The 13,128-nt window shown below is 64.7% G+C and carries 12 protein-coding genes; all 12 read right to left on the bottom strand.

Annotated features, from left to right (window positions below; genetic code table 11):
• Positions 1 to 21: 21 nt before the first annotated feature.
• The 12 genes from tolB to ACVOLS_RS01240 all read right to left on the bottom strand — a co-directional run bounded on the left by tolB (position 22) and on the right by ACVOLS_RS01240 (position 13,068).
• Entirely contained in the window at positions 22 to 1,341 is a 1,320-nt protein-coding gene (tolB, locus tag ACVOLS_RS01295; RefSeq protein ID WP_481544131.1) for a Tol-Pal system beta propeller repeat protein TolB, read from the bottom strand.
• Between the two features lie 166 nt (positions 1,342 to 1,507).
• Positions 1,508 to 2,578 (bottom strand): cell envelope integrity protein TolA, encoded by a 1,071-nt coding sequence (gene tolA, locus ACVOLS_RS01290; RefSeq protein WP_481544130.1) that lies wholly within the window; start codon positions 2,576 to 2,578, stop codon positions 1,508 to 1,510.
• Positions 2,568 to 2,996 carry a protein TolR gene (gene tolR, locus ACVOLS_RS01285; protein ID WP_303747165.1) on the bottom strand — a complete coding sequence of 143 codons (429 nt, stop codon included), beginning with the start codon at positions 2,994 to 2,996 and terminating at the stop codon, positions 2,568 to 2,570. The genes tolA and tolR overlap by 11 nt, the downstream gene beginning before the upstream one ends.
• Positions 2,997 to 3,034: 38 nt before the next feature.
• Positions 3,035 to 3,817, bottom strand: coding sequence for a protein TolQ (gene tolQ / locus ACVOLS_RS01280; protein ID WP_481544129.1), 783 nt, complete (start codon positions 3,815 to 3,817; stop codon positions 3,035 to 3,037).
• Between the two features lie 20 nt (positions 3,818 to 3,837).
• A complete protein-coding gene (ybgC, locus tag ACVOLS_RS01275; RefSeq protein WP_282269154.1) occupies positions 3,838 to 4,263 on the bottom strand; it encodes a tol-pal system-associated acyl-CoA thioesterase in 426 nt (141 codons plus the stop codon).
• Positions 4,253 to 5,299: a Holliday junction branch migration DNA helicase RuvB gene (gene ruvB, locus ACVOLS_RS01270; RefSeq protein WP_481544128.1), complete on the bottom strand. Its 1,047-nt coding sequence runs from the start codon at positions 5,297 to 5,299 to the stop codon at positions 4,253 to 4,255. The genes ybgC and ruvB overlap by 11 nt, the downstream gene beginning before the upstream one ends.
• Positions 5,300 to 5,332: 33 nt before the next feature.
• On the bottom strand, positions 5,333 to 7,261 hold the full coding sequence (locus tag ACVOLS_RS01265; protein ID WP_481544127.1) for a potassium transporter Kup: 1,929 nt from the start codon (positions 7,259 to 7,261) through the stop codon (positions 5,333 to 5,335).
• Between the two features lie 35 nt (positions 7,262 to 7,296).
• Positions 7,297 to 7,884: a Holliday junction branch migration protein RuvA gene (gene ruvA, locus ACVOLS_RS01260; RefSeq protein ID WP_481544126.1), complete on the bottom strand. Its 588-nt coding sequence runs from the start codon at positions 7,882 to 7,884 to the stop codon at positions 7,297 to 7,299.
• A gap of 10 nt (positions 7,885 to 7,894) precedes the next feature.
• Complete coding sequence (ruvC, locus tag ACVOLS_RS01255; protein WP_282269162.1) at positions 7,895 to 8,416, bottom strand: crossover junction endodeoxyribonuclease RuvC; 522 nt, start codon at positions 8,414 to 8,416, stop codon at positions 7,895 to 7,897.
• Positions 8,417 to 8,489: 73 nt separating this feature from the next.
• Entirely contained in the window at positions 8,490 to 9,221 is a 732-nt protein-coding gene (locus ACVOLS_RS01250; RefSeq protein WP_481511646.1) for a YebC/PmpR family DNA-binding transcriptional regulator, read from the bottom strand.
• Between the two features lie 67 nt (positions 9,222 to 9,288).
• A complete protein-coding gene (locus ACVOLS_RS01245) occupies positions 9,289 to 9,936 on the bottom strand; it encodes an esterase/lipase family protein (protein ID WP_481544125.1) in 648 nt (215 codons plus the stop codon).
• Between the two features lie 54 nt (positions 9,937 to 9,990).
• Entirely contained in the window at positions 9,991 to 13,068 is a 3,078-nt protein-coding gene (locus ACVOLS_RS01240) for a TonB-dependent receptor domain-containing protein (protein WP_481544124.1), read from the bottom strand.
• Positions 13,069 to 13,128: the final 60 nt, after the last annotated feature.

Here is a 13,128-nt window from a genome sequence, read left to right as displayed (position 1 = left end):
CCTGCAGAGATTAACATTTTATCAACGCGCAGTGCGGTACGGGCCCCAAGCCGGTTCGCGCACATCGCCATCAGCCAGCACCAGACGCTGACGCACGCGTCCATCGGCCGACACTTCATACAACACCCCACGCCCACCTTCACGAGCGGCGTACAGAATCATGCTCGCATTGGGCGCAAAACTCGGCGATTCGTCCAGCGAACCCGGCGACAGCGTGCTCCAGCGCGCCGAACCCAGACTGCTGTCCATCATCGCGATCTTGTAGCTGCTGCCAGCCCCTTGGGCAACGGCGATCTTCTTGCCGTCGAAGGATACGCTGGCCTTGGCGTTGTAGTTGCCCTGGAAGGTCACCCGGCTGGCGCTGCCGCCGCTGGACGGGACCTGGTAGATCTGCGGGCGACCGCCGCGATCCGAGGTGAAGTAGACCGAGCTGCCGTCGGCGGCCCAGGTCGGCTCGGTGTCGATGCCGAAGTGATTGGTCAGCTGGGTCAGCTGTTTGCTGCCCAGGTCCATCACGTAAATCTCCGGGTTGCCGCTGCGCGACAAGGCCAGCGCCAGACGACGGCCATCCGGCGAGAACGACGGCGCGCTGTTGATGCCGCGGAAGCTGGTCAGCAGCTCACGACCACCGGTGGCGATGTCCTGCACATAGATGGACGAGTTGCCGCGCTCGAAGCTGACATAGGCGAGCTTGCGGCCGTCCGGGCTCCAGCTCGGCGACAGCAGCGGCTCAGCCGAGCGCACGATGGTCTGCGGGCTGTAGCCATCGGAATCGGCCACCATCAGCGCATAGCGCATATTGGCGCCGCTGCCGCTGGCGGTGATGTAGGCGATGCGGGTCCAGAACGCGCCACGCACACCGGTGATCTTCTCGTAGATCGCGTCGGCCATCTGATGGGCGACATCACGCATGGCACTGGAACGTGCGGTCATCGCCAGGCCAAGCATGCGCTCACCCTTGGCCACGTCGAACAATTCGTACTCCACGCGGTAGGCACCGGCACCGGCGTCCTGCACCCGCCCGACTACCAGGTAGTCCTGCTTCAGCGCGCGCCAGGTCGGGTATTGCACCTCGCTGCCACGGCTGGGGCGCTCGGCGATCTGCGCTTCGGGCAGGTTGCGGAACTGGCCGGAACGGTCCAGGTCGGCACGCACCACGGCGGCCACGTCGGTCTGCGGCGCACCGGCCGAGCCCTGATAGGCCATCGGCACAACGGTGATCGGGGTTGCCGATGCGTTGCCACCAATGATGTCGATTTCCAGTCCCTTCTGCTGCGCCATCGCCGCAAGCGGCAACAACAGGGCAGTGAGGGCAAGCAGCCAGCGTGGCATTTTCTTCATGGGGCGCTCAACAGTACGGGCGAAGATAAAAAGGGATAGCAGCAGCAAGATGAATACTTTCGCAATCATGAACGAACTATTGCGTGAAATTTCTTCATCCGCCGTAAAACCACCCCGGTTGAAAAGGTTTCCACTGAAAACAAAACGCCGGAAGGAACCCGGTTGATCAGCGGTCCTGCGCCTCGAAATTGAAGTTCAAGTTGCGCTGGAACACGGTTTCATAGCCGCGGTAAGGCAGCGGCTGCGCACGCAGCACGGCGGCCTCCACCGAGCGCTTGCCAGCCTCGTCATACGGGCAGCCGGGCGCGAATTCGACACTGACCACTTCACCGCCAGGCAACTGACGGATGGTCAGCCGGCAACGCTGGCCGCGCGGGATCGAGTCCGGACGTATCCACTGATTGAGCACGGCCTGCTGGATCGCTGCAGCATACTTGGCGGTCAGATCGTTGCTGGTGCCACCCTGCCCCGGCGACGGCGTGCTCGGCCCGCTGGTGCCGCTGCTGGTGGACGCCGCCTGCGCACGGGCGCGGGCATCGGCCACCTGGCGCAGGCGCTGCTCGGCCAGCTTGGCCTCGCGCTCGGCCTGCTCATGCTTGCGGCGGATCTCGGCGATCTTCTGCTGGCGCTCCTGCTCGGCCTGGTTCTCGTTGGCCTGGCGCTGCTGGTCGGCGATCTTCTTGCGATCCGCCTCTTCCTGCTGCTTGGCCAGACGCAGTTTCTGCTCGGCCTCTTCCACGCGCTTGCGCTCGGTCAGGTCGATCTGCTCCTGGCGGCGCTTGGCTTCCTGCTCCTGCCTGGCCTTCTCCTGCGAGATGGCCAGCGCGCTCACCCGCTCCTGGTCCACATTGTCCGGCTGGGCAATGCGCTCCTGGGCGTTGTGCTGCTGCGGGGTGGGTGCGTCCTGCGGCTTGGGCTCAGGGATGGGCTGCGGCGGCGGCACGGTGTTTTCCGGCACGGGCTCGGGCTGGGCTTCTTCGACCGGCTCGGGCAGATCCGGCAGTTTCTCCGAGGCACGTAGGGCCTGCCGCGCGGCCGAGGCTTCGGCGGCGGACAGCTGCATGTTGGCCTCAAGCGCCGGATCACCAGCAGCAGCCTCGGTGCTGCGCGAAGGCGACCACACCCAGGCAATGATGAAGATAGCCGCCACCAACAGATGCACCAGCAGGGCCAATACGACCGGCAGGCCCCACTCGTTGCGGTTGTCGTGCGGCGGTGGCAGTGCGTCAGCGTGCATCGGTCGCCAGACCCACCTTTTCGATCTTCGCGGCCTTGATCACGTCCATGGCGTCCATGACCTTTTCATAGGCCACGCTCTTGTCGGCAGCCACGATCACGCGAAGTTCCTTGTCCTGCGAGGCCAAGGCGCTCAACTGCGCCTGCAGCGCGGCAGCGTCCATGGCTTGCGGGTCCTTGGCTTCGGGCAGTTTCAGGCTCATCTGGCCGTCGGCACGGACCGAGACCACGATCGGGTCCTGCTTGCTTTCCAGCGCCTTGGCGGTGGAACTGGGCAGGTCGACCTCGAAACTGAGGGTCAGCAGCGGCGCGGTCACCATGAAGATGATCAGCAGCACGAGCATGACGTCGATATACGGCACGACGTTGATCTCGGACTTGAGCTTGCGGCGCTTGCGGCGGGGTATGGCGGCGGTCATAGGTGGGCTCCTGCGGTCAGAGGAAGGCGCGGGCGCACTTACTCGTCGCTGCCGCTCTGCTGGCGCTGCAGGATGGAGCTGAACTCCTCGGCGAAGGTTTCATAGCGCACCGACAGCCGCTCGACGCGAGTGGTGAAGCGGTTGTAGGCCCACACCGCCGGGATGGCCACGAACAGACCGATCGCGGTGGCGAACAGGGCTTCGGAAATACCCGGTGCAACCGAGGCGATACCGGCCTGCTCACCGCTGCTGATCATGTCGTGCATGGTCACCATGATGCCGAACACGGTGCCGACCAGGCCCACGTAAGGGGCGGTGGAACCGATATTGGCCAGCAATTCCAGATTGCGCTCCAACCCGTCCACTTCGCGGGCATAGGTGGTGCGCATGGCGCGCTGCGCGCCTTCCAGCTGGGTGCGGCCATCAAAGGCGCGGCGGCCCTGCAGGCGCGAATACTCGCGGAAACCGGCTTCGAAGATGGCTTCCAGGCCATCAACCTGACGGTTGCGGTCGGTGGCCGAGGAATACAGCTTGCCGAGATCAGCACCGGACCAGAAGCGGTTCTCGAACTCGCTGGCCTCGTTGTCGGCGGCCTTGAACACACGGGCCTTGCGGAAAATGATCACCCAGCTGATGAACGAGCCGGCCAACAGCAGCAGCACGATCAGCTTGACCGGGATACTGGCCTTGATCATCAGGTCCAGATAGTTGATGCCGCCGCCATGGCTGGCCTGCGCCACGGTCTGCGCGGCGGCGGCGCTGACGTCGGCCGGCAGGACCTCGGTCACGGTGGCCTGCAGGGCCAGAAGCAAAGCGATCATCCGATCTTCCTCAGTGTTGCTTAAGCGGGTTGTGTTTGAAGGGGTTTCAGTACTGCGTACAGCGTGTCATCGAGCGCCTGCGGACGGAAGTCGCGGGCACCGACAGCGGCAAGGCGGACCTGCGCTGTCGCCAGCACCTGGTCATCACGCATCACCGCCTGCGCCATCAGCAGGCTGGCCCGCCGGCATTGCAGCAGTTCCACCGTGGTGGTCAGCGCATCGTCCAGCTTGGCCGGTTTCAGGAAATCCAGGTTCATGGCACGGACCACGAATACCTGGCCGTCACCGCAACGCATGGTTTCCTGTCCGTAGCCCAGGGCGCGCATCCATTCGGTCCTTGCCCTCTCCATGAAGGCCACGTAGCGGGCGTGGTACACCACGCCGCCAGCGTCGGTATCTTCCCAGTAAATGCGTGTCGGCCAACTGAACCGAGACTCATTCGTCATCGCGTTGCTCCGCGAACAGGTCCACCGGAGCCGGCGCAGCCTTTGGTTTGAGGCCCAGATGGCGGTAGGCCTTGCTGGTGGCCATGCGCCCGCGGGCGGTGCGCACCAGGAAGCCCTGCTGGATCAGGAAGGGCTCAACCACGTCTTCCAGGGTGCCGCGCTCCTCGGAAAGCGCCGCCGCCATCGACTCGACCCCGACCGGCCCGCCATCGAAATACTCCACCAGAGTGCGCAACATGCGTCGGTCCAGCTCATCGAAGCCCTCCGGATCGACCTTGAGCATCTGCATCGCGGCCTGTGCCACATCCTGGTCGATATGCCCGCCAGCCTTGACCTGGGCGTAATCGCGCACGCGCCGCAGCAACCGGTTGGCGATACGCGGGGTGCCACGCGAACGGCGGGCGATCTCGCCGGCCCCTTCGGCGCTGCAATCAATGCCAAGGATGCCCGCCGAACGCCGCACGATGCGGGTCAGCTCCTCGGCCGAATAGAACTCCAGCCGCTGCACGATGCCGAAGCGGTCGCGCAGCGGCGCGGTCAGCAGGCCAGCGCGGGTGGTGGCGCCAATCAGGGTGAACGGCGGCAGATCGAGCTTGATCGAGCGCGCGGCCGGGCCGTCGCCGATCATGATGTCGATCTGGAAATCTTCCATCGCCGGGTACAGCACTTCCTCGACCACGGGCGAGAGGCGGTGGATTTCGTCGATGAACAAGACGTCATGCGGCTGCAGATTGGTCAGCAGCGCGGCCAGATCACCGGCTTTTTCGATCACCGGACCGGAGGTGACGCGCAGTGCCACACCCAGCTCATTGGCGATGACGTGGCTCAGCGTGGTCTTGCCCAACCCGGGCGGGCCGAAGATCAGCACATGGTCCAGCGCCTCGCGGCGGGCCTTGGCGGCCTGGATATAGATATCCATCTGCTCGCGCACCGGTGCCTGGCCGAGATAATCGGCCAGGCTGCGCGGGCGGATGCTGGCGTCGGCGGCGTCGTCCTCGCGGGTGGCGCCGGCGCCGATGATGCGGTCGTCAGTCATTTCGCAATTATGCGCCAAGCAGGTCGCATCCGATCAGATTTCCACCTGCGCGCCCAATTCCACCAACCGGTTGCCCGGTATGCGGAAGAAGCCGGTGGCAGGCGCTGCATTGCGGTGCATGAAGGCGAACAGCTTGTCGCGCCAGATCGGCATGCCACGGTTGGCGCTGGCCACGATGGTCTCGCGGCTGGCGAAGAAGGTGGTATCCATCGGATCGAAATAGATGCCGCCGTGGTCGCAGGAGCGCATCAGCGCCAGCGGGATATCCGGCGTTTCCATGAAACCATAGCGCACGTAGACGCGGTAGAACTCGTCGCCCACCGAATCGATGCGCAGCCGCTGGCCCTCGGCCGCATACGGCATCGGCAGGGTTTCCACGTGCAGGAACACATTGCGCTCGTGCAGCACCTTGTTGTGCTTGAGGTTGTGCATCAGCGCATGCGGGACCACGGTCGGGTCGGCAGTCAGGAACACCGCCGTGCCCGGTACCCGCACTGGCGGTGCCAGCATCAGGCCAGGCAAGAATGTGTCCAGACGGATACCGTCCTTGCGGATCTCGTCACGCAACAGCTCACGGCCACGCCGCCAGGTGCGCATCATCGTGAACAGCACCAGGCCCAGCACCAGCGGGAACCAGGCGCCCTGCAGCAGCTTGGCGCCATTGGCGATCACAAAGCCCAGGTCGATGAAAAGGAAGACCACGCACAAAGCGACGATGGCGTGGCGCGCACGCGGCCACAGCACCCGTGCTACCAGCGCCAGCAACATGGTATCGATCAGCATCGTGCCCGACACCGAAATACCGTAAGCCACGGCCAGATTGCTGGAACTGCGGAAGGCAAGCACCAGCCCGAACACCATCACCGCCAGGCCCCAGTTGATGCCGGGGATATAAATCTGGCCGATGGTGTCGTGCGAGGTATGCAGGATGCGCATGCGCGGGATGTAACCCAGCTGCATGGCCTGCCGCGATACCGAGAATGCACCGGTGATCACCGACTGGCTGGCAATCACCGCCGCCATCGTTGCCAGGATGATCATCGGGATCAGCGCCCAGCCCGGCACCGCCTCGAAGAACGGATTGGCCACCGCGTCCGGGCGCTGCAGCACCAGTGCGCCCTGCCCCAGATAGTTGAGCACCAGACACGGCAACACGAAGAAATACCAGGCATGGCGAATCGGCGGCGCACCGAAGTGGCCCATGTCCGCGTACAGCGCCTCGCCACCGGTCACCGCCAGCACCACCGCGCCGAGGATGAAGACACCGTGCCAGCCATGCTCCATGAAGAAGCGTGCCGCCCACATCGGGTTGAAGGCCTTGAGCACTTCCGGTGCGGCAATCACGTTCCAGATGCCGATCGCAGCCAGCGACAGGAACCAGATGGTCATCACCGGACCGAATACCTTTCCCACCTTCTCGGTACCAAAGCGCTGCGCCGCGAACACCGCCGCCAGCACCACCAGGGTGATCGGTACCACGAAATGGCCCAGCCCCGGCGCCGCGACTTCCAGGCCCTCGACCGCACCCAGCACCGAGATTGCAGGGGTGATCACGCCGTCGCCGAAGAACAGCGAGGCGCCGAAAATACCGAGGATGCCGACCACATAGGCCGAGCGTGAGCCATTGCGCAGGGTGCGCTGGGCCAAAGCCATCAAGGCCATGATTCCGCCCTCGCCGTCGTTGTCGGCGCGCATGATGATGGTCACGTACTTGAGCGTGACCACCATGTTCAAGGCCCAGAACGCCAGCGACAGCACGCCCAGCACGGTGTCGTGGTCGCTGTTGAGCCCGTAATGCGGCGAGAACGCCTCCTTCAAGGTGTACAGCGGGCTGGTGCCGATATCGCCGAACACCACGCCAATGGCGCCGACGACCAGCGCCATGCCGCCGGCAGCGCCGCCACCGTGACCGTGGCCATGGCCTTGAGTAGAAGAATCAGACGTGGAAGGAGCGTGGGACATGGCGATCTCAGGTTGGCGTCATGCTGCCGAAAGGGTTAACGCAGCGCCGCTTGCAGCGCTTTACGGATGACCGTGGCGACATCATCGCCCTCGGCACCGGCATCGCGCGCCATCTTGGCCGCCTCTGCCGGTTTATAGCCCAGTTGCTGCAACGCCACTGTCGCCTCGGACACCGCATCGGTGCCCAGCTGGCCGGCAATGGGTGCGCCGCCACCGGTGAAATTGGCTGCGCGGTCACGCAGTTCGACCACCATGCGCTCGGCGGTCTTCTTGCCTATACCGGGAATACGGGTCAACGCAGTGACATCACCAGTCTGGATCAGCCGCGCGAACTCGTCGACGCTGGCCCCGGACAGCACCGCCAGCGCGATCTTGGCGCCGATCCCCGTCACCTTCTGCACGTCGCGGAACAGCCGCCGCTCGCCCTCGCGCAGGAAGCCGTACAGCGAGACGCTGTCTTCCTTCTGTGCGTAATGGGTGAACAGGATGATCTCGCGACCGACGTCGGGCAGGTCATAGAAGGTGCTCATCGGCGCCTCCAGCTCATAACCGACACCATTGACGTCGATCACCAGCCACGGCGGGGCCTTATGGGCAAGGATGCCGCGCAGGCGACCAATCATGCGAAAAACCTCATTTGCGACTCCAAGCCTGGCGCACATCCACCCCCAGCCGATTGGCCGTGGCGCGGACATGCGCATGCGTGATGGCCACCGCCAATGCATCGGCGGCGTCTGCCTGTAATTTGCCCTGCAGGTTCAGCATCAAACCCACCATGTGCTGCACCTGCTGCTTTTCCGCACCGCCGCGGCCGACCACGGCCAGCTTGATCTCGGTGGCCGCGTATTCGCTGACCGGCAGGTCGCGCATCACCACCGCGCACACCGCCGCGCCACGCGCCTGGCCCAGCTTCAAGGCCGAATCGGCATTTTTGGCCATGAATACCTTCTCGATCGCCACTTCCTGCGGCTGGAATTCCTCGATCAAGGCATGCAGCCCGTGCGCCAGCAAGCGCAACCGCTGCGGGAAATCCGCCGCCCCCAACAGCACCAGCGGCGCGTGGTGGACGTGACGGGCACGGCCATTGGCGTCGATGTCGATGATGCCGACGCCGGTGCGCTGCGAGCCGGGATCAATGCCAAGGATGCGGGTCATGCTGCCTCCATCAGTAAAAAACGGCGCCCAGCATGGCCGGACGCCGTCTCACCCGGTGGGACCGGGCGGGTCGTCAGACCCGCTCCAGGCCTGCCTGGTCGACGTTGGAATACACGTCCTGCACATCGTCCAGGTCTTCGAGCATGTCCAGCAGCTTCTTCACCTGCACGGCGGTGTCGGCATCGACGGCGACGTCGTTGTCGGCACGGAAGGTGATCTCGCTGTGGTCCGGCACCAACTTGGCGGCCGCCATCGCGTCCTTCACCGACTGGAAGGCTTCCGGCGCGGTGATGACGTCGATCGAGCCGTCTTCTGGATAGACCGCGATATCGTCGGCACCGGCCTCGATCGCTGCCTCGGTGATGGTTTCCTCATCCGCACCGGGGGCGAAGCTCAGCACGCCCAGCCGCTTGAACATGAACGACACCGAGCCCTCGGTGCCCATGTTGCCGCCGCATTTGCTGAAAGCATGGCGGACGTCGGCCACGGTGCGCACACGGTTGTCGGTCAGGCAGTCGACGATCACGGCGATGCCGCCCGGGGCATAGCCCTCGTAGCGCACTTCTTCGTACTCGACGCCTTCCAGCTCACCGGTGGCCTTCTTGATCGCGCGCTCGATGACATCCTTGGTCATGTTCGCGCTCAAAGCCTTGTCCATCGCGGTGCGCAGACGTGGGTTGTTGTTTGGGTCGCCTCCGCCACCACGGGCAGCAACGCTGATCTCCCGGATGATTTTGGTGAAAATCTTGCCGCGCTTCGCGTCATTCGCGTTTTTGCGGCCTTCGATGGAAGGACCTCGACCCATGGGAATACCGTACATCTGTCAGGAACAGGGCGGTAATTCTACCTGATCCCCCGCCCAGCCCCCGTCATCAGCCGGTTACGGCGGCAACCGTCGGAAAGCGCCCCTGGCGCAGGAAGCCAGCGGTCAGCGTGGCCACCTCCGGCGACAGCACCAAACCACTATGGCTGACCGGCACCACGCAATGGTCGGCCAGGCCCGGCAGACGGGTCTCGGCCAGGCCCACGGTGCCATCGGATTCGCCCTCCAGCGCGCCCATCATCGCCCCCAGCCCATGCGCCACCGAGCCGGCGATCAGACCGACCTCGGCCTGCCCCTGCCAATCCGGCAGACCGTGCAGCAACAGGTCGCTGCTGCGCCCCAGCGCCGCCGCCCAGCCGTGCTCGGCCATGGAGCGGGCGGTGCCGCTGCCACATAGCGGTGAGCCCAGGCAGACCACCCGCGGCACTTCCAGCCCAGGTGCCTGTCGCAGTGCCTCCAGCGCGACCAAACCACCGAGGCTGTGCCCGACCAGCGACACCGGCCCTCCCATGCGCAACCGTTGCACCAGTTGCGGCACCGCCTGTTCGGGCCCGCCGAACACGCTGGCATAGCCAAACGTGTCCACCGCAAAGCCCTGCGTGCGCAGCCGCCACGCCAGCGGCAACAGCCATGAGCGGGTGTTCCAGATGCCGTGCAGGATCAGCACACGGGGACGCGGGGAGTTCTGCCATGACATGCGCGCAGTTTCCGTCATCGGCCTTGCCCACCACAACGGGCAGCGACACGCTCTTTAGTCGAAGTTGTAATCCAGCTGCAGCGCCCACTGCCGCCCTACCGCGCTGTAGACCTCGTCGTAGTAGTACGGAAATTCGACATTGCTGCTGTCACGCGGCGGCGCTGTATTGAACAGATTGTTGATGAACAAGGTCACCGTGGCGCGCTCGCTGATCTGCTTGCCAACAGTGGCGTTCCACAGGTACAGGGGCTTTACCCAGCCTTCGCCATCAACACGTGGCAAACGACCATAGCGGATGCCGAACAGGTTGGCAGACCAACCACCCTGCCCTTGCCACCCCAGACTGGCACGCAGGTTGCTGCGGAATGCCAGGTTTTCGCCAGAGTCCCACGAGGCTTCGCGCCATTGCTCATACAGGGTGCCCGGCGAGCGCACACGTCGCTTTGCCCAGAAAGTTTGCGACCAGGCCGTATGCAGGCTGAAATCACCGATTGCACTGCTGAACTGCCAATCCAGCACCGCGTCGGCACCGCGGATGCGTTGTTCGGACTGGTTGGCTGCCGTCGACTCGACCATGATGATGCGGCCGTCGCCCAGCTCACCACCACGCACGACCCTTGAGCGCGCCCTGCGGCATTCCCACGAGCGCAGATCCACCGGACTAGGGCTGCCATCCAGACGCAGACCGGTGGTGCACTCGGCCTCATCACGCAGCAGCAGTGCTGGCGAAATCCGGCCAATGCCACCTTTATTACTCACATCCCAATAGTCCACGCTGATCGACAATGCATCACTGGCATCCCAGACGAAACCCGCCGTGGTCGAGGCGCCGGTCTCCGCGCCCAGTTCCGGATTGCGGTAGGTCCGGGTCAGAAACTCCGTTTCATAACCAGCGCAGCCGGGATTGGCACCAGCAACGATGCAGCGCTTTGCGTCGAGCGCCGTGCCAAAGCTGCCACCACCATCAGTGAATACCCAATGCATGTCCGGCATCTTGAAACTGGTGGCGTGGCTGGCACGCAACAGCAGGCTGCGCGTCGGCCGCCACTCCAGACCCGCACTCCAGGTGCGCGCGGTGGCGACGGCGACAGCATCGTCGTACCTGTCCACACGACCGGCCGCACTGGCCTTGATGGCCTTGGTCAGCGGAACGCTCAGCTCCGCTCCCACCGCGTAGCGATCACGCGCGCCTGCACCCACGCTGCCGGTGAGGTTGTAGGTGTCCATCTGCAAGGGCAGCACCGATGGCGTGTTGCGTAGCCGGTAGCGCTGTCGACTGACCTCCGCCACCAGCGCCATCGCCAGGGCGCCGGCGGGAAGATCGGCGATGCCGCCGGAGACAACATAGGACGCCTCATCCACCTGGGTCAGCGCGTCGTAGTGCACATTGCTCGACATGGCCAGGTATTCGCCAGGCGTGATCGGGCGATACCAATGCTGCAGATTCAAGGGCTGGATGATGACGCCGTCATCGGTCACTCCGGTTGCTGGACCAAAGAAGAAGGCATTGACCTTGTCGCCGAGCAAACGACGCCGATCGCGCTGCACCCGATAGTCCGAACGGCTGGCAGTCAGACTCCAGTCCAGGCGCTGCCCGTAACGCCCTTGCAGGCCCAATGCCAGATCCCACATCCGCTCGCGGTAGTGATCATTCATCGCATCCAGCCCGCCGACTTCCTGCGGGGTAAGCACGCGCAGTGGCGCGAGGTAGCCGAAACGCGGATCGTAGATCTGGTTGACCTTGCCGGTAGTGGCCGAGTGCGGCCCGGTGATGGTCTCAAAGCCGCTGGCCAGTTCGCTGCGCGCGCTCCACAACTGCAGACTCGCCCATGCCTGCGTGCGGGGTGACAGGGTCCACTGTCCGTGCAGCTGGCCAGATATCTCCTGCACGCCATCCATCAACGACGTATAGCCGGCGTTGCGCCAGGTTCCGCAGCCATGCCCCTGCAGCGCTGATGACGCGCTTGCAGGCGCGACGAAATCCCAGTCGACAAACTCGCCCTGCCAGCGCGCACAGACATCGCGCGGCAGCGCCACCAGCGTTTGAGCTGCGCCACCAGCGCGCACAAAACCAAGCCCGAGCTCGGGATTCAACGGCGCGCCTGTATTGACGCCTCCGTGACGTTGCAGATCACGCTGCGCGCCGCGCAGCATCTCGGCAGCCGAATACTGCACGGCGTAACTCAGCCCCCAGTTCTCGCCGCCATGCCCGGCTGACCACTGCAGATCAAAGCGGTCGCCGCCACCTTGACTGCTGGTACCGGTGCGCAACCGCACCTGCGAACCGCTGCGCGGTTGTTTCAGCACGATATTGACCACCCCGGCAATCGCATCGGCACCGTAGATCGCAGAGGCACCACCGGTCATCACTTCGACCCGCTCAACGCTGGCCAAGGGAATGCTGCCCAGACTCTGGAAATTGCTGCGGCCGTTCGAGGGAAACGGGTAATCCGGCAAACGCCGGCCATCAATCAGAATCAGCGCCCTGCCCGGGCCCAGACCGCGCAGGTTCAAGGGCTGCGCATTGGCCGAAAAGCGCCCACCGCCGCCCTGCGATTCGGCGCCATAGTCGCTCAGGCCATTCACAGCCAGCGCGTCGGTCAAACTGAAATACCCATCGCGCTGCATCTGCTCGGCGCTGATGACGGTCACCGGTGCAGCGCCTTCAAACTCGCTGCGACGTATCCGTGAACCGGTGACCTGCAGCGAGGCCAGCGAGCTTGCCACTGCCGGCATCGCCACCGGCTGCGCTGGCGTGGGCGCCGCGGCGGCAGGAACCGTCGCTGCCGGAACAATGGTGATGACCCCGCTGCTGGTCAGCCGATAGCTCAGGCCGCTGCCGGCGAGCAGCTGCTGCAGGGCGTGGGCAACGCTGTAGCGTCCGTTCAAAGCAGGCGCGATCTTGCCACCCAGCATCCGCGGCTCCATCAGTATCTGCAGACCCGTGCTGGACGCCAGCTGGGTCAATGCCTGCTGCAAGGGCTGCCGTGGCTGGCTGTAACTGCGCGTCACGGTAGTGATCTGTGCCCAAGCAGGCGCGGTCGCCAAAACCAGGCACAGCATCAGCCAACGCAGCACGCCACGCCCGCCGCCCCACCCCCGCTGATTTCCGCGACCTGCGCTGGCAATCATCCCTTCTCCCAGTGACAGCCGGACTGACACCGAGCCGCCCCCCTGTACAGACGCAACAAG

The organism is Stenotrophomonas sp. STEN038 (assembly GCF_056759895.1).
The sequence above is the reverse complement of the archived record's forward strand: the minus strand, read 5'-3'. Positions and strand labels throughout refer to the sequence as shown.

Bases quoted from the DNA above. Each gene is read 5' to 3' on its own strand.
- ybgC (WP_282269154.1), bottom strand. From the start codon at position 4,263: ATGACGAATGAGTCTCGGTTCAGTTGGCCGACACGCATTTACTGGGAA.
- ACVOLS_RS01240 (WP_481544124.1), bottom strand. From the start codon at position 13,068: ATGATTGCCAGCGCAGGTCGCGGAAATCAGCGGGGGTGGGGCGGCGGG.
- tolB (WP_481544131.1), bottom strand. From the start codon at position 1,341: ATGAAGAAAATGCCACGCTGGCTGCTTGCCCTCACTGCCCTGTTGTTG.
- ACVOLS_RS01265 (WP_481544127.1), bottom strand. From the start codon at position 7,261: ATGTCCCACGCTCCTTCCACGTCTGATTCTTCTACTCAAGGCCATGGC.
- ruvC (WP_282269162.1), bottom strand. From the start codon at position 8,416: ATGACCCGCATCCTTGGCATTGATCCCGGCTCGCAGCGCACCGGCGTC.
- ACVOLS_RS01245 (WP_481544125.1), bottom strand. From the start codon at position 9,936: ATGTCATGGCAGAACTCCCCGCGTCCCCGTGTGCTGATCCTGCACGGC.
- ruvB (WP_481544128.1), bottom strand. From the start codon at position 5,299: ATGACTGACGACCGCATCATCGGCGCCGGCGCCACCCGCGAGGACGAC.
- tolQ (WP_481544129.1), bottom strand. From the start codon at position 3,817: ATGATCGCTTTGCTTCTGGCCCTGCAGGCCACCGTGACCGAGGTCCTG.
- tolR (WP_303747165.1), bottom strand. From the start codon at position 2,996: ATGACCGCCGCCATACCCCGCCGCAAGCGCCGCAAGCTCAAGTCCGAG.
- ACVOLS_RS01250 (WP_481511646.1), bottom strand. From the start codon at position 9,221: ATGGGTCGAGGTCCTTCCATCGAAGGCCGCAAAAACGCGAATGACGCG.
- ruvA (WP_481544126.1), bottom strand. From the start codon at position 7,884: ATGATTGGTCGCCTGCGCGGCATCCTTGCCCATAAGGCCCCGCCGTGG.
- tolA (WP_481544130.1), bottom strand. From the start codon at position 2,578: ATGCACGCTGACGCACTGCCACCGCCGCACGACAACCGCAACGAGTGG.